Source organism: Candidatus Rickettsia kotlanii (genome assembly GCA_030295365.1).
In the GTDB taxonomy this organism is placed as follows: domain Bacteria; phylum Pseudomonadota; class Alphaproteobacteria; order Rickettsiales; family Rickettsiaceae; genus Rickettsia; species Rickettsia kotlanii.
Window position 1 is genome coordinate 535,914 of sequence record AP027062.1, and the last position, 19,747, is coordinate 555,660.

A 19,747-nucleotide genomic window follows, 5' to 3' on the forward strand; every position below is an offset into this window, starting at 1 on the left:
TTTTGATAAAAATAAAAATTATAAGATAAATCCATATAATGATGAAATAAAGAAAGATTCTAGAGTGGGTTGATGCAGAGGCAAGTTATAGCTAAAAACGCAGCAGCAGGTTATGAGACAGCATTAAAAATAGAGCAGCAAGCTAAAGAAGCAGGTATTAGTTTAGATAAAGATGCTATGAGACGCTTAGAAACAAGTCGCTATATAGAAGCTGCTAAGAAAGCAGAATTTCAAAGTGATCAAGCTCATAACACGCATCCACAAAAAGCTGAAGCATTTAGGAGTGGTATACAACAAACAGCTGCTGCTAAAAAAACAAGAAAAGAAGATTATAGGACAGGTAAGTGGGGTAAATAATTAAATTATAATTTTATTGCGTTAATTGGTACTGTCTACTATTTTAAATGTATGTCTATACTTCATGCTACAATCTTAACCGTTTTTCCTGAAATGTTTCCTGGAACTCTAGGACATTCTTTAGCAGGACAAGCACTAAATAAAAATGTTTGGTCATATGACGTTATTAATATTCGAGATTTCGGTTTAACTAAGCATAAAAATATTGATGATGAGGCTTATGGCGGTGGTAACGGCCTTATAATGCGTCCTGATGTTCTAGGCAGTAGCATAGATCATGCTCTTGCTTTAAATCCTAATGCTGAAATGTACTATCCTTCACCTCGCGGTCGAGTCTTTACCCAAAGCTTTGCTAAAGAGATGTTGAAAAATAAAAACCTCATATTCTTATGTGGACGTTACGAAGGGATTGACGAACGTGTAATTGAAGAGTATAATGTTAAAGAAATTAGTGTAGGCGACTACATTTTATCCGGCGGAGAAATACCTACCCTCACCATTCTCGATTGTTTAATTAGACTACTGCCAGGTGTTTTAATGAACCAAAATACCTTATCTTCTGAGTCTTTTGAAGAAGACGGAGAATTTAAGGGCGGGCTTGAATGTGGCCTATATACGAGACCTGAAATTTGGCGTGATCGAGCTGTACCGAGTGTTTTGTTATCCGGTAACCACAGGCTAATTAATGAATGGAAAAAAGAGCAATCACATATGATTACTAAATTACGCCGTCCGGAGTTACTTAAAGATTTATAGAGTTAAGGAGTTAAAAAATGAATATTATTGACCGCTTTGAACAGGAAAATATTTCAAAGCGTACTGCAAATAAAAAAATTCCTGATTTTGAAGCCGGCGATACAGTTAAGGTAACTGTTAAAATTGTTGATAGATCGATTGAGAAAGATGGTAAGGAGAAATTAACGGAAAGATTTCAAGCTTATGAAGGTGTAGTTATCGCAAAAAGAAATCGCGGTATTACTTCATCTTTCTTAGTACGTAAAATTAGCCACGGTGAAGGAGTTGAAAGACGCTTTATGACTTACTCGCCGATAGTACACTCTATTGATGTAGTAAAACACGGAGTAGTTCGTCGTGCTAAACTTTATTATTTAAGGAATAGAAGCGGTAAATCGGCTAGAATTAAAGAGAGACATATCCCTATGGCTAAAACTAAGGCAGCAAAAGCTTAAATATATTTATATCTCTTATGTCATGGTTGCGGGAGAGTACATTGCTACGTGAGTACTAAATACGTCATTGTGAGCAGCTGTAGACTGCGGTGGCAATCTCATGAAGTAATAACAAACTTCTGAGATTGCTTTGTAATTTCCTCGCAATGACGTATGCCTCAAATCCCTAAAGTATCTCTATAAAGCTCAAGCATAGCGTCCTGCTCGGCAAGTTTATCTTTATCCAATTTCTTTAGTTTCAATATAGATTTCATAGCTTTAACATCAAACCCATGTGAAGAAGCATCTTGGAAGATATCTTTTACTTCTTGAGATAAATCAGCTTTTTCTTGTTCCAATCTTTCTATTTTGCTTATATATTGCTCTAATTGTTCTTTTACTAATACTTCTGACATAAAAAATCATTTAATCTTTTTGAGTTTACTATATAATACAAATATAATCCTTATTCAACAAAATATATAATAATGCAAATTTATCCTTTAAGACTTTTACCTAATAAAATCGATTTTGATTTTATGAATTTTAAAAAAGTTAGCTACACTTTCTCAATTATTTTATCACTCATTAGCTTTATTTGGATCGGTATATATAAATTTAATTTCGGTATTGATTTTGCCGGCGGTGTAGTTATTGAAGTAAGGCTTGATCAAGCTCCTGATTTGCCAAAAATGCGTGGGGTTCTAGGCAAGCTTGGAATAGGTGAGGTGGTCTTACAGAATTTCGGTAGTGAGCGTGATTTATCGATTAGATTTGGTAGTAGTAGTGAAGAAAATCTCATGAAAAATATTGAGTTAATTCAAGCATCTTTGCAAAGTAATTTCCCGTATAAGTTTGAATATCGTAAGGTAGATTTTGTCGGTCCGCAAGTCGGTAGGCAGCTAATAGAAGCGGGGGCTATGGCGATGCTATTTTCTTTCTTAGCGATTATGGTTTATATTTGGGTGCGTTTTGAGTGGTATTTCGGTCTTGGTATACTTATCGCCTTAGTGCATGACGTAATACTTGCTCTTGGGTTTATGAGTATGACAAAGCTTGATTTTAACTTAAGTACTATTGCTGCAGTGTTAACTATTATAGGTTATTCCGTTAATGATTCGGTAGTAATATATGATAGGATTAGAGAAAATTTACGTAAATACCATAAAAAAAATATCACGGAAATTATAAATTTAAGTATTAATGAGACTTTATCCAGAACTATTTTAACTGTCATTACCACGCTACTTGCCAATTTAGCCCTGATTCTTTTTGGCGGTGAGGTAATTCGTAGTTTTAGCGTACTTGTATTTTTTGGGATAATAGCTGGTACTTATTCCTCAATTTTTATCTCTGCTCCGATACTTACAATGTTTGTTAATAGGAAGTTTAATAAAAAAGTAATAGGAAGGTAAAGAATTGTCATTGCAAGTGGCCGTAGGCTGTGTGACAATCTCAGGATTTTGGCACGAGATTGCTTCGTCAATTACTTTGTAATTTCCTTGCAATGACGTTTTTAAGCCATAACGAGAATAGTTTATGCTAAAAGAAGAAGACAAAATTTTTACTAACCTGCATGGGCAGCAAAGCCATGATTTGAAATCTAGCAAGAAGCGAGGCGATTGGGAGAATACTAAAGCTTTGCTTGATAAAGGTAGAGATTTCATCGTTGAAGAGGTTAAGAAATCAGGGCTTAGAGGGCGAGGAGGTGCCGGATTTTCTACTGGTATGAAATGGTCATTTATGCCTAAAAATTTAGAGAAGCCTTGCTATTTAGTAGTAAATGCCGACGAGTCTGAGCCTGGCACTTGTAAGGATCGTGATATATTAAGGTTTGAGCCGCACAAATTAATAGAAGGTTGCTTGCTTGCAAGCTTTGCTATAGGCGCGAATAATTGTTATATCTATATTAGAGGTGAGTTTTATAATGAAGCCTCTAATATTCAGCGTGCCTTAGATGAAGCCTATAAACAAGGGTTAATAGGAAAGAATGCTTGCGGTTCGGGCTTTGATTGTAATATTTATTTACATCGTGGAGCGGGTGCTTATATTTGTGGCGAAGAAACGGCATTGCTTGAAAGTTTAGAGGGTAAAAAAGGTATGCCTCGTTTAAAGCCGCCTTTTCCTGCCGGCTTTGGGTTATATGGCTGTCCGACTACTATAAATAATGTTGAGTCTATCGCAGTAGTGCCAACCATTTTAAGACGAGGAGCCAGCTGGTTTGCTGGTATAGGTAAACCTAACAATACGGGAACTAAGATTTTCTGTATATCAGGGCATGTTAACACGCCTTGTAATGTTGAAGAAGCAATGGGCATTTCGTTAAAAGAATTGATTGAGAAATATGCGGGTGGTGTTCGTGGTGGATGGGATAATCTTAAAGCCATAATCCCGGGTGGTTCTTCCGTGCCTTTACTTCCTAAGTCATTATGTGAAGTGGATATGGATTTTGATAGTTTAAGAACTGCAGGCTCCGGACTTGGTACAGGCGGTATTATAGTTATGGATCAATCTACCGATATTATTTATGCAATAGCAAGGCTTAGTAAATTTTACATGCATGAATCTTGCGGGCAATGTACTCCTTGCCGTGAGGGTACGGGTTGGATGTGGCAAGTTATGATGCGGCTAGTTAAAGGTAATGCTAAAAAATCTGAGATAGACGAACTCCTTAACGTTACGAAAGAAATAGAGGGGCATACTATCTGTGCTTTAGGTGATGCGGCAGCTTGGCCGATTCAAGGGCTGATACGCCATTTTAGAAGCGAGATTGAGGCGAGGATAAAGAGTTATAGCGTGGTTTGACTTTATCATCATTGTGAGGAGATATTGCCTGCGTGGATACTAACCCGTCATTGCAAGCGACTGAAAGGAGAAAGGAGCGTAGCAATCTCATGAAATAATAACAAACTCCTGAGGTTGCTTCGTCAATTACTTTGTAATTTCCTCGCAATGGCGATTCCAATTTATAAATAATTAAGAGATTATGCAAACAGATAATACAAAATCAAACACTAATAAAACAGCTAAGCAAGAGTGGAAGTCTTTTGCTTTTGTAATCTGTATCGCTTTACTTATTAGAATACTTATTATGGAGCCGTTTACCGTTCCGACCGGGTCTATGAAAGCAACCATACTTGAGAATGACTATATATTTTCTACGAAATATAGTTATGGTTATAGTAATTATTCTTTATCTTTTTTTGATTTTATTCCTCTTTTTAAAGGGCGAATATTTGCTCGTGAACCGGAGCGTGGTGATATTGTAGTTTTTCGTCCGCCTAACGATATGAGTGTTAGATATATAAAGCGTTTAATAGGACTACCCGGCGATAAAATTCAATTGATTGATGACGTAATATATATTAACGACAAAAAAATAGAACGCACAGAAGTTGGAACTTATATGAGCGAAGAGGGAATAAAATATTTAAAGTTTAAAGAAACACTGCCAAACGGTAGAACATATTTTTCTTATAAGCTTGCTCCTATTTATGGCGTTATATATAATGATAGATACGGTAATACGGATGTTTTTTATGTACCTGAAGGGAAATATTTCTTTTTAGGGGATAATAGAGATCAGTCAAATGATAGTAGAGTAAATCTTGGATTTGTACCGTTTGAAAATTTTATTGCTAAAGCACAATTTATTTGGTTCTCAACAAAAATGACTTGGTGGGATAATGATATAGGCGTTATTAATCTAGTACTAAAGTTAAAGCCATGGATTGAATCTGTTAGGTTAAATCGAATTTTCAGAAATCTTTATAACACGGATGCGTAATGGAATCATTTGAAAAGTTAGAAAAGCTACTTAGCTATAGTTTCAAAAATAAAGAGCTTTTAATAGAGGCATTGAGTCACCCGTCTTTAAGGCAACATCACGAGTACAAGGATGATAAAGATTATGAACGATTAGAATTTCTAGGTGATGCCGTATTAAATTTAGTAATCACAGAAATTTTATTTAGAAATTTTGCAAATTATAATGAGGGGAATTTAGCTAAAATTAGATCATATTTGGTTTGCAAAGAAACAATATGCATGGTTGGAACTAAACTTACTTTAAAAAATTATATAATTATGACTCATGGCGAAGAAGTAGCAGGCGGGCGTGATAGTCTTAATAATATAGAAAATGCCACAGAAGCTTTAATTGCAGCTATATATCTTGATAGCAATATTGAAACAACCTATGATATTATCGAGAAGTTATGGGCAGAATTTATAAAAGTTCAGAATTTAACGGATCATGACCCAAAAACTACTTTACAAGAATGGGCTCAAGCTAGTGATCATCACCTACCTATATATCGTCTGATAAAAAGAGAAGGAGCCCCCCATTCATCGACTTTTACGGTTCTTGTAAAAGTAAAAGATTATGAACAAACAGGTACTGGTCACACAATAAAAGAAGCAGAGAAAAACGCAGCACGAAGCTTATTGCATAGACTTAAAAATGACTAATAGACATCTTGCCAAACCAGCTTATAGAGAGGAATTTAAAGGAGACACGGAAGCACTTGCCGCAGCAGCATACACACTCGAGTATTGGATCGATGTCTAAATTACCCCTAGAAGTGAAGTTTGGGAAGATGTCTAATCAGAAAACGGTATCGGTTTGTATAATCGGGCGACCTAATAGCGGAAAATCAACTTTATTAAACAGAATAATCGGTGAGAAGCTTTCAATCGTTACCCCAAAAGTTCAAACTACTAGGTCAATTATTACCGGTATTATTACCTTAAAAAATACGCAGGTAATTTTATACGATACGCCCGGTATATTTGAGCCGAAAGGGAGCTTAGAGAAAGCAATGGTAAGATGTGCATGGTCTAGTTTGCATAGTGCGGATTTAGTTCTGTTAATTATTGATAGTCTAAAGTCGTTTGATGATATAACGTATAATATTTTAGATAAGCTTTGCTTACTTAATATTGTTCCAATATTTTTATTGAACAAAATAGACATCGAATCAAAATATCTAAATGACATTCAAGCTTTTTTAACAGAAAATCATCCTGATAGCTTGCTTTTTCTTATATCTGCTTTATCAGGCAAAAATATTGATGGATTACTTGAATATATAATAAGTAAGGCCAAAATTTCTCCTTGGCTTTATGCGGAAGACGACATCACGGATTTACCTATGCGTTTTATTGCAGCAGAAATTACAAGAGAGCAGTTATTTTTAAATTTGCAGCAAGAACTCCCTTATAAATTAACCGTACAAACTGAAAAATGGGAAGAGCTTAAAGACAAATCTGTAAAGATTAATCAAGTTATAGTAGTTTCAAGAGAGAGCTATAAAACTATAATACTCGGTAAAAACGGCTCTAAAATCAAAGAAATAGGAGCCAAATCCCGAATGCAAATGGAGAGGTTTTTTGGATTTCCTGTTCATTTATTTTTATTCGTTAAGGTGCGTGAGCTGTGGGAGAATAATCAAGAATTTTATCAGTATATGAAGAGATACAGCTGTCACCCTGTGGCTTGACAGGTTTTGTTGGATAGTTTTCGATGTCATCCCCGCGAAAGCGGGAATGACATAAAAGCCATATAATAATGCCAATAACATTAAATAATCATGATAATACTTGGGATTGATCCAGCACTTGGGAGTCTTGGATGGGCAGTAGTGACAAAGGAGACCACACAGTTGAAATATTTAGCTAGTGGCATTATTAGAACAAATAGTAAGGATGTAATTCATCATAGACTTGCTTTTATTAATAGTACATTAGAAAAAGTAATATTAGAATATCAACCAAATATGGCAGCGATTGAAGAAACATTTGTTAATACTAATAGCGTGACTTCTTTAAAGCTTGGATATGCTAGAGGGGCGATAATGTCGCTGATCGGTAGATATCATTTGGACATGCGAGAGTTTAAGCCAAATACGGTAAAAAAAACCGTAACAGGATATGGGCATGCAGAGAAAGACCAAATTTTGCATATGATAAAGCTTTTGCTGCCTGGCACTTCCTTAATTACCAATTCCGATGAAGCTGATGCTGTAGCAATTGCCTATACCTGCTTAGTTACAAAAAATTATTAAAATGAATCCAATAATACTATTAGTTGCCCCGCAAATGGGTGCGAATATCGAGGCTACTGCAAGAGCAATGAAGAATTTTGGCTTAAATGAGCTTAGAATCGTAGCTCCAAGAGACGGTTGGCCTAATGAGCAAAAACGTAGTAATGCAGTCGGAGCGGTTAATATTATAGATCGTGCAAAAATTTTTGATAGCCTAGAGGATAGCATTAAAGACCTCAAATATTTATGTGCTACTACTTGTATTAAAAGGGCTATGAATAAAGATTATGTATTTTCACAAAATTTACCTTTAGATTATCCAAATTCTGAAAAAGTCGGGATAATGTTCGGGCAGGAAAATAATGGGCTTAGCAACGAAGAAATCGCATGTGCTAATATAGATTATCACTATTAATACAACCGAATTTAGCTCATTAAATATTGCTCAAGCGGTTATTATTATATGCTATGAGTGATTTCGTAATTCTACGCCCAGAGAGGATGTACATAACATTCAAAAATTAGCTACTAAAGAAGAAATAGAGCATTTTTTAGTAAATTTATTCGGCAAACTTGATAAGTTGGATTCTTCAAGGTTCCCGATGAAAAACCTGCCATGCAACAAAATATCACTAATATATTTACACGTATAAATAGTCTTTCTCCCCCTGGAGTCCAAACTCTGCAAGGTATTATTAAATCTTTAAATTAATGATATTTAGTAATTTCTTAAGTTCAGGAACATAATTTCTTATTCGGTTATAATTTCATCAGCAAGCTTTTTATCATAAGTATAAGATGTCATATTACGATCAGTAAGCATATAAATCCATAAACTCTCATCATTTATAATACCGGCAACAAAAGCTTCCTTTATCACTTCTTTAGGATAGTGAAGAATTGTGCCTTTTTGAGAAAAATATTCTTTTAAAAACTTCCAAGCGAGTTCAAAAGTAAATTCAAATCTTTGTATAGTGGCACAATATAAGCCCTATCTTCTGTTGTCGGTTTTAAATAAATATCTTCAAGCATCATAAAAGCTTTACGAAATTTTTCAAGTTTAAGGTTTATTTTTGACATATATAATTTTTTTCTTTTAATATATTTTTATAAAGTTCAGAGCTTATTTTAGTACTTTCAAACCTTACACAATCTATTTTTAAAAGCGTGTCGGCATTCTCTATAATAGACATCACTTCTAAGCCATTCTTGATCTGTAATATTAGGGCAGATAATTGCAATATCAATATCGGAACGTTCATCGTTATCCCCTCTAGCACGAGAGCCAAAAAGCCATATTTCGTTGACAAATGGTAAAGATTTTAGCTTATTAATGAATATATATGATTGTATGTCTTTATCCATATAATTACCAGCTTTTGATTAAAGATTTAATAATTTCAGCTACTCTTCCTACTTCATTTAAGGGTTGGTAGCTATATTCTTCTAGAACAATAGCCGACTTATCAAAAATTCTTGCTATCTTTTGTTCTACTAGCTGCTTTATAAAAATCTTATGCTTTGAAGAATTAAAGTTTGGTGGGCAGAATATATAAAGAGGCTTACCACTTGAAGCTGCTTCACTGCACATTGAGATTGAGTCGGCCGTAGAGATTATATATTTTGCCTTGGAGAACATAGCGATATAAGGATTATAGCCTGCGCCTTCGTTCGGATCATAAATAATTGTAGAGGACGGTATATTATTTTTAATAATTGATTTTACAGTGTGTGGTGTACGTCTACTAAAACTAATGAAAAAAGGTATTTTTTGATTAGTATATATTTTGTTTAATAATGAAGCAAATAAAACTGCTGTATCTTCATGGAAATTAAATTTTTTATTATTTCCACCGATTATCACTGCAATAAATTGTTTAAGATTAGGATAATGTTTTTGGAGTTCCAAGTTCGCCGCGGCGAACTTTTCGGTTACATTGTTGATAGCTCCGTTGATGGGGATGATGTTTTTAAAGTCGTCATTGCGAGGAAATACGAAGTATTGACGAAGCAATCTAGTAAAAAAGCCCTGAGATTGCTTCAGCCACTTTGTAGCTTCGCAATGACGTTGGTCATGATAAGGCAGAATAACAGTATCAAATGCATTGTAAGGAAGATTAGGCTGCATTATTTGTATTAACTTGATATCTTTAAATTTCTTTTTTAAATAAAATGCGAGTACTGCCGTTCTTCTTCCAGCGGTAATTATCATATCAGGTGGGGACTTATCCAAAAGATACTGCAATAGCTCACTTTTTATATGAATAGGATAATATTTTAGTAAAAAGTTCGGTAGCTTAGCTAAGCAATTATATTCAAGCTTAATTGTTGTATATTCTTCCATTAATTTTTCAGCAAGTGCAATAGCCTGATGGGTGTTGCCTGTTCTATCATCTGCCAATACGTGTATTTTCATTGTAAATACTTCTCTAAAGGTAATGTTAATAAGTTTGTTAGAGGTAGTGACTGATCACAAGCCTCGGCTATTTGCGGTGTGATTGGAATTTGAGCGATTAGTGGTATATTATATTTTTGCGATAAATATCCGCCACTATTATTTTTAAGCATATAGCTCATATTTTCAATTATTCCTAAAATAGGTAAATTTAGTTTTTGATATAAATCTATAGAGCGTATTACGTCTATTCCTGATATTTTTTGTGTTGTAGTTACGATTATTACGCCATCTAAATGATAATTTTCTAGTATACTTAAATGAATATCACCTGTCCCCGGCGGCATATCGATAATTAAATAATCTAAATTATCCCATTTTGTTACCGATAATAATTGATAAATAGTCTTACTTGCCATAGGACCACGCCAAATAATTGCCGAGTGGTCTTTAACGAAGAAGCCTATAGACATAATTTCGATGTTTTGAGCAAGTACCGGTATTACTCGTCCATCTTGCGTTTTCGGTACTTCGTTAATGCCGAATATATGCGGAATTGACGGACCGTAAATATCCGCATCTACTATCCCGACTCGGTAATTTGCTAGACTTAACTGCTGAGCGATAAGAGCCGATATTGTAGATTTCCCGACTCCACCTTTACCTGATGCTACTAAGATAATTTTTTTTACATTTTCTACAAAATGTTTTGGTTTTTGAACTTTTGTCTCCATCGGTTTACTTTCGGTAAAAACAATTGTTATTTTATTTACTTCCGAAATTTCGTTAAGTTTATTAATTGCCTTAAGTCTAATTTCTTCAGCTTCTAACTTGTTTTTACCTGATATATCTATTGAGAAACCGATATTATTACCTTTAATTATAATATCTGATATAACTTCATTTAAAAAAGTACCGTCTTTAAAGGTAATATGCTGAATTTTATCTATAATTTGTCGTTTGTGTAAATTCGCCATAATTAAATTTCCTTTTTAAAGCTGTTTAAGCTCATAACTTGACGTTATATACTATAATATATATAATTATCTCATCTTTAATATAATATAAAACAACAAAGCAAATGCTTAATAAAAAATATGTCTCAATTTTAAAAAAATCCCCATGGAAAGATTTTGATTCTGATCAAGAAGATAACATATTCACAAGACCGCGTAAAAATCAATTTAATTTTGATCAGTTTCAATTCCCGTTTAATTTCAATGCTAAAACAATAATTTTAGCTGTTGTCGCAGTGGTTGTTTTATGGCTCGCTTCGGGTATTTATGAAATAAAAGAAGGCGAAGAAGCAGCGGTAATAAGATTTGGGCGTTTTGTGCGTAAGGGCTACCCTGGGCTTAATTATCATTTACCGGCGCCTTTTGAAAAGATAATAGTTGAGAAAGTTAAACAATCACGTCGGATTGAGATTGGTTATCGTACAAATAGCTCTCTGCGTAGCGGTGGCGATAATACTAAAAATATTGTCGGTGAAAGTATAATGCTTACCGGTGATGAAAATATCATTGCTTTAAATTGTGACGTAATGTGGCATATTAGTAATCTTGAGGATTTTATTTTTAACGTACAAAGGCCTGAAGAAACAGTAAAAGCAACAGTCGAGAGTGCCGTTAGGGAAGTCATAGGCAATACTCTTATTTCTTGGGTATTATCCGATCAAAAGCAGGAGATTACTTATAAAATAGAGAAATTAGCACAGAAGATATTGGATAGTTATAATGCCGGCGTTATGATTGAGAAAGTACAATTATTAAAAGCCGAGCCGCCTGCCGAAGTAATAGACGCTTATAGAGACGTGCAAACTTCAAAAGCAGATAAAGAAAAAGAAATAAATCAAGCTCAAGCCTATAATAATAAGATTTTGCCGGAAGCTAGAGGAGCGGCGGCAAAGATTATACAAGAAGCAGAAGGTTATAGAGCAGAAGTTATATCGAAAGCAGAAGGTGATAGCCAAAGATTTAATGCTATTTATAAACAATATGCTACAGGTAGGCAAGTAACTAGAGATAGATTATATTTAGAAGTAGTAGAAGAGATATTAGGCGGTTCAAATAAAACGATTATTAATAATGCACTACTGCCGCACATGGCTATTAAACCATAGGGGTGCAGGGGTGCGATGTCATTCCCACTTTTGCGTGAATGACATCGAGCGTGTTTTTCACGCTATACACGAATGACATCTAAACAACAAGGAATATTAAATGCAACAAAAGATTTATTATATAATTTTTACAATTGTTTTTGGGCTGATACTGATTTCTAGCTCCTTATTTTCAGTTGATCAACGCCAATCTGCAGTAGTATTCCAGTTTGGTGAGGCAGTTAGAACTATAGAAAATCCAGGACTGAATATTAAAATCCCGTTTATTCAAAATGTTGAATTTTTTGATAAGCGTCTTTTAGATGTTGAGGTTGAGGCAAAAGAATTAACGGCTGCTGACGGTAAACGAGTTATTGTTGATGCCTACGCCAAATTCCAAATTAATAATCCCGTAATGTTTTATAAAACGGTACATGATTATCAAGGTGTAAAAATTAGGCTGACTCGTAATCTTGAATCGTCAATGCGTAAGGTGATAGGTAAAATTTCGCTAAGTAGCCTTTTAAGTCAGGAACGTAGTAACGTAATGTTAAATATCTTAAATCAAGTGGACGGTGAAGCTAAAAGCTTCGGTATTGATGTTGTAGATGTTAGAATTTTAAGAGCAGACTTACCAAAAGAAAATAGTGCGGCTATTTATCGTCGTATGCAAACGGCACGTGAAAAAGAAGCAACCCAAATTAGAGCTGAAGGACAAGAAGAAAGTGTGCGTATTCGTTCAAAAGCAGATAAAGAAAGTAAAATAATACTTGCTAAAGCTTATCGAGATGCACAAATTATTAAAGGTGACGGCGATGAGAAAGCGGCAAAAATATATAATGCTGCTTATTCAGTCGACCCGGAATTTTATAAATTTTATAGATCACTTTTAGTATATAAAAATTCTTTAAAGAAAGAGGATACTAATTTTGTAATTTCACCGGATGCTGAAGTTTTAAAATATCTAAATCTTAAGTAGTATACTAGTCTATCTAATTTTTATTTACTTGGAGTATATGGTTAATCTGAAAATAGTTCTTGTTATAATAGTTTTAATATCAAGTAACGTTATTCTAGCAAAAGAAAATAGTAAGTCTTTAAAAGTAGCAGCTCAAGAAGAGAATGAATTTACGGAAATAAATTCTGCTCCTTTAAAAGTAAGTGAAGCCGCCCGTTATAGCTTTGCCGATATAGTTGAACCATTAATTCCTGCAGTCGTTAATATTTCAACAATAGAATATGTTAATAGTAAATCGGAAAATGCCAAGAAAGATCCTCTGCAAGAAAAAGTTAATGGTTTTTTAGAAAAGCTCAATATACCGCTGAATTTGGAAGAGGTCGATCAAACTCCGAAAAGTGTCCCACTTGGTTCAGGATTTATTATTGAACCTAACGGCTTAATAGTGACAAACTATCATGTAATTGCAAATGTTGATAAAATTAATATAAAACTTGCAGATAATACCGAATTATCGGCTAAATTAATAGGTAACGATACTAAAACCGATTTAGCTCTCTTGAAAATAGATAGTGAGGAACCTCTACCTTTTGTTGAGTTTGGAGATTCAAATGATGCAAGAGTAGGAGATTGGATTATTGCGATTGGTAATCCGTTCGGTAATCTAGGCGGTACGGTGACAAGCGGTATTATTTCTTCTAAAGGGCGGGATATCGATATAGATACGGACAATATAGTCGATAATTTTATTCAAACGGATGCGGCAATTAATAATGGTAATTCCGGTGGTCCTATGTTTAATTTGGATCAGAAAGTAATCGGCGTAAATACGGCAATTTTTTCACCGCTTGGTACTAATATAGGTATCGGTTTTGCAATACCGTCAAATACTGCAAAGCCTATAATCGAACGTCTTAAGAAAGATGGAAAAGTAAGTAGAGGACGTCTTGGAGTAACAATACAAGATTTAACCGAGGAAATTTCTGAAGGGCTAGGACTTAAAAATACTAGGGGGGTGTTAGTAGTTAAAGTACAAGAAGACGGGCCAGGTGATAAAGCAGGCATTAAAACAGGTGATATAATAATAGAGTTTGCGGATATACCGGTTAAAAATACTAAAAAATTACGTGTAATTATTGCAGATGCTCCTATTGATCAGGAAGTAAAAGTAAAAATACTTCGCGATAAAAAGGAGCTTGAATTACCTATTAAAATTACTTCGGATAATGAAGAGGTTACCAAAGATTCTACAGAAGAGACCAATAAGAAAGAAATAACAAATAAAGAAGAAAATAATTTATCTATTACTAAAAATAATATTACTTTTGGTAATTTGACTGAAGAACTAAGACAAAAATATACTATTCCTCAAGATAAAATGGGAATAGTTATAACCAATGTTGATGAAGAAGAAAGTAGCTTCAAAATTGGCGATCTGATAACCAATATTAATCAAGAAAGCATAGACGATATAAGTAAGCTAGAAGAATTATATGAAAATGCTAAAAAATCAGATAAGCAAAATATTTTGCTCCTGATTGAAAGGGGTAATAGTAATATGTTTGTACCATTGCAGGTTATGTAAGACATAGAATATAAAAATAATACCTAAATAATTTATGAATGAAAAAATAGCAATTTTAAGTGCATATAGTTTTATTAATATAGAAGAACCAGCGAATTTGATACCGAAACTTTTGCTTATCGGTAAAAGAAAATATGTTAGGGGTACTATTTTATTAGCTAATGAAGGCTTTAACGGTTCTTTTTCAGGTTCATATGAAAATGTAAAGCTTGTACTTGAAGAATTGATAAAACTGATCAGGCCCAAAGATGTTAACGTTAAAATAAATTATAGTGATGTTCATCCTTTTCAGAAATTGAAAGTCAGACTTAAGAAAGAGATCGTAGCAATGAACGTTGATGATTTAAATATTGATTTGTTTAAAGGCGAATATATAGAGCCGAAAGATTGGGATGAATTTATCACAAAACAAGATGTTATAGTAATAGATACTCGAAATGATTATGAAGTAGAGGTCGGTACATTTAAATCAGCAATTAATCCTAATACCAAAACATTTAAACAATTTCCTGCTTGGGTTCAGCAGAATCAAGAATTGCTCAAAGGTAAGAAAATTGCTATGTTTTGTACAGGTGGTATCAGATGTGAAAAATCCACCAGCTTACTTAAAAGCATAGGTTATGATGAGGTATATCATTTAAAGGGTGGGATACTGCAATATCTAGAAGATACACAAAACAAGAACAATTTATGGCAAGGTGAATGTTTTGTCTTTGATGATAGGAGAACAGTGACAGATGATTTATCGCCCGTAGAAAGACATTGGTTGCAGAGATAGATGTCGTTGATCAATTGAAACGTGTAGTATGTCATTCCCGCGAAAGCGGGAATCCAGAAAAAAAGTTTTTAATTTTAAAAATTCAGTATATGTGTATTTTTTAATTGCTGGATTCCTGCTTCCGCAGGAATGACATAACCTTTTTTTATTTGTTAGAAATATATGACTAAAACCAAACAAGAAATTTATAATAAGCGTCCAACTTCGCCGCATTTAACTATATATAAGCTGCAAATAAGTTCTACATTATCAATTTTGCATCGTATGACCGGCGTAGCTTTGTTTTTTGCGGTGTCAATCTTGGCATGGTGGTTGATTCTTAGTAAATATGACAATAATTATTTACAGCTTGTTGAATGCTGTATTATAAAAATATGCTTAGTAGCTGTTAGCTACGCTTGGTTTTATCATTTATGTAACGGCATTCGGCATTTATTTTGGGATATCGGTTACGGTTTTTCTATAAAATTGGTTAATATCACCGGTTGGTGTGTAGTGGTAGGATCTGTATTATTAACGGTATTGTTATGGGTATAGTAATTAAAAACGTCATTGCGAGGAGATGCGTAGCATCGACGTGACAATCCTAGAAACAAATGTCTGAGATTGCTTAGTCAATTGCTATGCAATTTCCTCGCAATGACGAAAAGCTAAAATAAATAATAGAGAATTAATGGTATATGATTTTAAAGCAGAAATTGTAAAAGCAAAAAATAGCAGTTCTGCTAAAAGCGGTTTTCATCATTGGTTATTGCAAAGAGTAACGGGGATTATATTAGCTTTATGTTCTGTGTGGCTAATATATTTTACGTTAACCAACAAAAATAATGATATAAATATTATTATGTGGGAGCTTAAGAAGCCTTTTAATGTAGTAGCTTTGTTAATTACGGTGGTTATTTCGTTGTATCATGCGATGCTTGGTATGTGTGTAGTAATTGAGGATTATATAAGTTGTCACAAATTACGTAATACATTGATTATAATAGTGCAATTATTTTGCATTATGACTATTGTAGCCTTTGTAGTAGCGATGTTTTATAAAGGATAAAAATTGTTATACCGCAGCTTGACTGCGATATCCAGAAAACAATTTATAGCATTACATTATTGTGTATTGAATTACTGGCCCCCGTGGCCAAGCCATGGGGTTACAGAGGTAGACAATTCACGTATCAAAATAGTAAGAAATTAATTTAATGACCAAAGCGTATAATATCATTCATCATAAATTTGACGTAGTAGTTGTAGGTGCAGGCGGAGCAGGTCTTCGTTCTGCATTCGGTATGGCTAAAGCAGGGCTAAATACTGCTTGTATAACTAAGCTGTTCCCAACCCGTAGTCATACTGTGGCTGCTCAGGGTGGAATTAGTGCGGCTCTTGGGAATATGGGTGAAGATGATTGGCGTTGGCATATGTATGATACGGTAAAAGGTTCTGATTGGTTAGGCGATCAGGATGCCATTGAGTATATGTGCAAAAACGCTCCCGATGCGATTTTAGAGCTAGAGCATTACGGCGTACCTTTCTCAAGAACTAAAGAGGGGAAGATTTATCAGCGTCCTTTTGGAGGAATGACAACAGAGTACGGCAAGGGAAAAGCAGCTCAGCGTACATGTGCTGCGGCAGATCGTACAGGGCATGTCATACTTCATACTTTATATCAACAGTCACTAAAACATAAAGTACAGTTTTTCGTTGAGTATTTTGCTATTGATTTATTGATGGAAGATGGTGAATGTAGAGGTGTAGTTGCGTGGAATTTAGATGACGGTAGTCTGCATTGTTTTAGAGCGCATAATGTAGTGCTTGCAACGGGTGGATACGGGCGTGCTTATTTTTCGGCGACGTCTGCTCATACTTGTACGGGTGATGGGGGCGGCATGGCGATTAGAGCCGGTCTTCCACTGCAAGATATGGAATTTGTACAGTTCCATCCGACAGGGATATATTCGGCAGGCTGTCTTATTACCGAGGGAGCAAGAGGCGAAGGAGGATATCTTGTTAATGCAAACGGTGAGCGTTTTATGGAGCGTTATGCTCCTGCTGCAAAGGATTTAGCTTCAAGAGATGTAGTTTCAAGAGCAATAACTATAGAAATCAGAGAGGGAAGAGGAGTTGGCAAGCATAAAGATCATGTGTTTTTACATTTAAATCATTTATCGCCTGAGATTTTACATAGTCGTTTGCCCGGTATCTCTGAGACGGCTAAAATTTTTGCCAATGTTGACGTGACTAAAGGGCCGATACCGGTGCTTCCTACAGTACATTATAATATGGGCGGGATACCGACGAATTATCACGGTCAAGTCATAATCAAAGATGGTAAAAATCATAATAGCGTAGTAAAGGGGCTTATGGCAATCGGTGAAGCGGCTTGCGTATCGGTACATGGTGCTAACCGATTAGGATCAAATTCTTTGCTTGATTTAGTAGTATTTGGTAGAAGTTCTGCATTAAAAGCAGCCGAGCTTATTAAGCCTGCGAGTCCCCACAAGTCTATAAAAGAAGAAAGCCTTGAAAAAATTATAAATAGATTTGATAAAGTTCGCCACGCTAACGGTAATATTTTAGTTGCAGAGTTAAGGCTCAAAATGCAAAGAACTATGCAAAGCCATGCTTCGGTATTTAGAACTCAAGAGGTACTAGATGAAGGAGCACGAATGATTAGTGAAATAAGAAGCGGCTATAAAGATATAAAAATTAACGATAAGTCTTTAATTTGGAATAGCGATTTAGTGGAAGCCTTAGAGCTAGATAATCTACTTGATCAAGCTTTAGTAACGGTCTATTCGGCAGCTGCAAGAAAAGAAAGCAGAGGAGCTCATGCACGTGAAGATTATCCTGATCGCAATGATGGGGGTTGGATGAAGCATACTCTTAGCTCTATCGATGAAGCAGGTAAAGTAGTTCTTGATTATAAACCTGTGACTTTAACTACTTTAACCGATGAAGTAACAACAGTCCCGCCGGTGAAGAGAGTGTACTGATTAATGTTCTTATGTCATTCCTGTGCAAGCAGGAATCTAGAAACCTTTAATATCATCTCGCGATTTAATCGCGGGATCCAACAATGCTTATTTTTTTAGATATCGCGGTCAAGCCGTGGTATGACAATAAAAAAATATATATAAAATATGTTTGAGTATTTAATAAAATTCTATCCAAAAATCTTTTTTATTGTAGAGGGAACTTTGGTAACTTTAAAATATAGCGTTATTGCCGTTATATTTGGTTTAGTAATAGGGATGTTGTTCGCTATTTGTAAGGTAAATAAAAATCGTGCTTTAAGGCTTTTTGCGAATTTCTATACTTCTATTTTCAGAGGAACGCCTTTATTAATTCAATTAAGTATTATTTATTTTGCTTCACCTTATGTCATAGGCATTAAATTTAGTGTGTTTATGGCGGGAGCTATTTCTTTTTCTCTTAATTCAGGAGCATATGTTTCCGAAGTAATCAGGGCAGGGATTAATGCAGTTGATAAAGGGCAGTTTGAAGCGGCTGAAGCTCTTGCTATTCCAAAGTTTTTAATAACGAAAGATATAATTCTGCCGCAAGCAGTTAAAAATATTTTCCCGTCATTAGTAAATGAGCTTGTAAATTTGATTAAAGAATCAGCCATTATTTCTATGCTTGGAGAAATGGATTTAATGCGTAGAGCACAAGTTGTATCAATTGAAACATATAATTATTTTTTTCCAATGCTCATTGCTGCGTGCTGTTACTATATTTTAGTGATGTTAATCAGCTTTATAGCAAAAATCATTGAGAAAAAAATGATTGTTAATTAAAACATACTTGCCTTTATGAAAAAAGTAATTATAATTTAAATTTAGTGTAACTTACAAATCTTATAATTTGTATTTAAAAATGATTGAAAATAAAAGGTGGAAGTATTCCCCGCCCTTTAATTATCATATATAAGTTTTTTTTGGAGTATTTTTTTAATGCCGACATATAATCAATTAGTACGTTTTGGGAGAAAGTCAAAAACTCGTAAGACCAAATCTCCTGCCTTAGAATCTAATCCTTTTAAAAGTGGTGTTTGCCTAGTTGTAAAAACCGTTACCCCTAAAAAGCCTAACTCTGCACTTCGTAAAATTGCAACGGTGCGTTTAAGTAATAAAAGAACCGTAAATGCATATATTCCTGGTGAAAAGCATAATGTAAAGGAACATGATAGGGTGTTAGTAAGAGGCGGTCAGGTTCCTGATCTTCCGGGGGTGAAATATCATATCGTACTCGGTGCTTATGATATTGCCGGAGTTAAAGGACGTAAGCAAGGTCGGTCACGTTATGGTGCTCCTCGTAAACAAGTTGCAGTTACAAAAAAATAAATTATTAGTTAGAGAGAAAA

Annotated in this window: 25 protein-coding genes and 1 pseudogene; 20 read left to right on the plus strand and 6 right to left on the minus strand. The window is 34.6% G+C overall.

The features are described 5' to 3' along the window. The first annotated feature begins 72 nt into the window (after window positions 1–72). The 3 genes from QUD19_RS02980 to rplS are packed head-to-tail and all read left to right on the plus strand — an operon-like array spanning window position 73 to window position 1,547. The gene (locus QUD19_RS02980; RefSeq protein ID WP_498808720.1) at window positions 73–357 is read left to right on the plus strand and encodes a hypothetical protein; all 285 of its coding nucleotides are present in this window, start codon (window positions 73–75) and stop codon (window positions 355–357) included. Between the two features lie 51 nt (window positions 358–408). Next, a complete protein-coding gene (gene trmD, locus QUD19_RS02985) occupies window positions 409–1,113 on the plus strand; it encodes a tRNA (guanosine(37)-N1)-methyltransferase TrmD (RefSeq protein ID WP_498808576.1) in 705 nt (234 codons plus the stop codon). A 17-nt stretch (window positions 1,114–1,130) separates the two neighbouring features. Beyond that, a complete protein-coding gene (rplS, locus tag QUD19_RS02990) occupies window positions 1,131–1,547 on the plus strand; it encodes a 50S ribosomal protein L19 (protein ID WP_498808577.1) in 417 nt (138 codons plus the stop codon). A gap of 158 nt (window positions 1,548–1,705) precedes the next feature. Here rplS and QUD19_RS02995 read toward each other — a convergent pair whose 3' ends face one another. Beyond that, complete coding sequence (locus QUD19_RS02995; RefSeq protein ID WP_498808578.1) at window positions 1,706–1,942, minus strand: DUF2312 domain-containing protein; 237 nt, start codon at window positions 1,940–1,942, stop codon at window positions 1,706–1,708. A gap of 72 nt (window positions 1,943–2,014) precedes the next feature. Here QUD19_RS02995 and secF point away from each other — a divergent pair, with 72 nt between their 5' ends. From secF to QUD19_RS03035, 8 genes and pseudogenes are all read left to right on the plus strand, one after another. Further along, a complete protein-coding gene (secF, locus tag QUD19_RS03000; RefSeq protein WP_498808579.1) occupies window positions 2,015–2,941 on the plus strand; it encodes a protein translocase subunit SecF in 927 nt (308 codons plus the stop codon). A 124-nt stretch (window positions 2,942–3,065) separates the two neighbouring features. Next, complete coding sequence (gene nuoF, locus QUD19_RS03005; protein WP_392505982.1) at window positions 3,066–4,331, plus strand: NADH-quinone oxidoreductase subunit NuoF; 1,266 nt, start codon at window positions 3,066–3,068, stop codon at window positions 4,329–4,331. A gap of 181 nt (window positions 4,332–4,512) precedes the next feature. Beyond that, entirely contained in the window at window positions 4,513–5,313 is an 801-nt protein-coding gene (gene lepB, locus QUD19_RS03010) for a signal peptidase I (RefSeq protein WP_498808580.1), read from the plus strand. Beyond that, a complete protein-coding gene (gene rnc, locus QUD19_RS03015; RefSeq protein WP_498808582.1) occupies window positions 5,313–5,996 on the plus strand; it encodes a ribonuclease III in 684 nt (227 codons plus the stop codon). The genes lepB and rnc overlap by 1 nt, the downstream gene beginning before the upstream one ends. Beyond that, complete coding sequence (locus tag QUD19_RS03020; RefSeq protein WP_498808583.1) at window positions 5,989–6,096, plus strand: palindromic element RPE1 domain-containing protein; 108 nt, start codon at window positions 5,989–5,991, stop codon at window positions 6,094–6,096. The genes rnc and QUD19_RS03020 overlap by 8 nt, the downstream gene beginning before the upstream one ends. A 28-nt stretch (window positions 6,097–6,124) precedes the next feature. Further along, window positions 6,125–7,027 (plus strand): GTPase Era, encoded by a 903-nt coding sequence (gene era, locus QUD19_RS03025; RefSeq protein ID WP_498808659.1) that lies wholly within the window; start codon window positions 6,125–6,127, stop codon window positions 7,025–7,027. Between the two features lie 90 nt (window positions 7,028–7,117). Further along, window positions 7,118–7,591 (plus strand): crossover junction endodeoxyribonuclease RuvC, encoded by a 474-nt coding sequence (gene ruvC / locus QUD19_RS03030; protein WP_498808584.1) that lies wholly within the window; start codon window positions 7,118–7,120, stop codon window positions 7,589–7,591. Window position 7,592: 1 nt separating this feature from the next. Next, window positions 7,593–8,282: pseudogene (locus QUD19_RS03035) on the plus strand (RNA methyltransferase). A 39-nt stretch (window positions 8,283–8,321) separates the two neighbouring features. Here the strand turns inward: QUD19_RS03035 and QUD19_RS03040 are convergent. The 5 genes from QUD19_RS03040 to QUD19_RS03060 are packed head-to-tail and all read right to left on the minus strand — an operon-like array spanning window position 8,322 to window position 10,942. After that, entirely contained in the window at window positions 8,322–8,543 is a 222-nt protein-coding gene (locus QUD19_RS03040) for an HI0074 family nucleotidyltransferase substrate-binding subunit (protein WP_498808660.1), read from the minus strand. Beyond that, window positions 8,498–8,650: a hypothetical protein gene (locus tag QUD19_RS03045; protein ID WP_498808585.1), complete on the minus strand. Its 153-nt coding sequence runs from the start codon at window positions 8,648–8,650 to the stop codon at window positions 8,498–8,500. Before QUD19_RS03045 ends, QUD19_RS03040 begins: the two co-directional genes overlap by 46 nt. Window positions 8,651–8,707: 57 nt before the next feature. After that, on the minus strand, window positions 8,708–8,935 hold the full coding sequence (locus QUD19_RS03050; RefSeq protein ID WP_498808586.1) for a nucleotidyltransferase domain-containing protein: 228 nt from the start codon (window positions 8,933–8,935) through the stop codon (window positions 8,708–8,710). A 4-nt stretch (window positions 8,936–8,939) separates the two neighbouring features. Next, complete coding sequence (locus QUD19_RS03055) at window positions 8,940–9,986, minus strand: mitochondrial fission ELM1 family protein (protein ID WP_498808587.1); 1,047 nt, start codon at window positions 9,984–9,986, stop codon at window positions 8,940–8,942. Further along, entirely contained in the window at window positions 9,983–10,942 is a 960-nt protein-coding gene (locus QUD19_RS03060; protein WP_498808588.1) for an Mrp/NBP35 family ATP-binding protein, read from the minus strand. The genes QUD19_RS03055 and QUD19_RS03060 overlap by 4 nt, the downstream gene beginning before the upstream one ends. A gap of 104 nt (window positions 10,943–11,046) precedes the next feature. Here QUD19_RS03060 and hflK point away from each other — a divergent pair, with 104 nt between their 5' ends. The 9 genes from hflK (at window position 11,047) to rpsL (ending at window position 19,727) form a co-directional block, all read left to right on the plus strand. Continuing rightward, complete coding sequence (hflK, locus tag QUD19_RS03065) at window positions 11,047–12,087, plus strand: FtsH protease activity modulator HflK (RefSeq protein WP_498808589.1); 1,041 nt, start codon at window positions 11,047–11,049, stop codon at window positions 12,085–12,087. Window positions 12,088–12,187: 100 nt separating this feature from the next. After that, entirely contained in the window at window positions 12,188–13,045 is an 858-nt protein-coding gene (gene hflC / locus QUD19_RS03070) for a protease modulator HflC (RefSeq protein WP_498808590.1), read from the plus strand. Between the two features lie 37 nt (window positions 13,046–13,082). Further along, window positions 13,083–14,609 carry a Do family serine endopeptidase gene (locus QUD19_RS03075; protein WP_498808591.1) on the plus strand — a complete coding sequence of 509 codons (1,527 nt, stop codon included), beginning with the start codon at window positions 13,083–13,085 and terminating at the stop codon, window positions 14,607–14,609. Window positions 14,610–14,643: 34 nt separating this feature from the next. Beyond that, a complete protein-coding gene (gene trhO / locus QUD19_RS03080) occupies window positions 14,644–15,387 on the plus strand; it encodes an oxygen-dependent tRNA uridine(34) hydroxylase TrhO (RefSeq protein WP_498808592.1) in 744 nt (247 codons plus the stop codon). 162 nt (window positions 15,388–15,549) lie between these two features. Beyond that, a complete protein-coding gene (gene sdhC, locus QUD19_RS03085) occupies window positions 15,550–15,924 on the plus strand; it encodes a succinate dehydrogenase, cytochrome b556 subunit (protein WP_498808593.1) in 375 nt (124 codons plus the stop codon). A gap of 136 nt (window positions 15,925–16,060) precedes the next feature. Then, window positions 16,061–16,438, plus strand: coding sequence for a succinate dehydrogenase, hydrophobic membrane anchor protein (sdhD, locus tag QUD19_RS03090; RefSeq protein WP_498808594.1), 378 nt, complete (start codon window positions 16,061–16,063; stop codon window positions 16,436–16,438). A gap of 148 nt (window positions 16,439–16,586) precedes the next feature. After that, a complete protein-coding gene (sdhA, locus tag QUD19_RS03095) occupies window positions 16,587–18,377 on the plus strand; it encodes a succinate dehydrogenase flavoprotein subunit (protein ID WP_498808595.1) in 1,791 nt (596 codons plus the stop codon). A 147-nt stretch (window positions 18,378–18,524) separates the two neighbouring features. Next, complete coding sequence (locus QUD19_RS03100; protein ID WP_498808596.1) at window positions 18,525–19,181, plus strand: amino acid ABC transporter permease; 657 nt, start codon at window positions 18,525–18,527, stop codon at window positions 19,179–19,181. A gap of 156 nt (window positions 19,182–19,337) precedes the next feature. After that, window positions 19,338–19,727, plus strand: a complete 390-nt coding sequence (rpsL, locus tag QUD19_RS03105; protein ID WP_498808597.1) for a 30S ribosomal protein S12 — start codon at window positions 19,338–19,340, stop codon at window positions 19,725–19,727. Window positions 19,728–19,747: the final 20 nt, after the last annotated feature.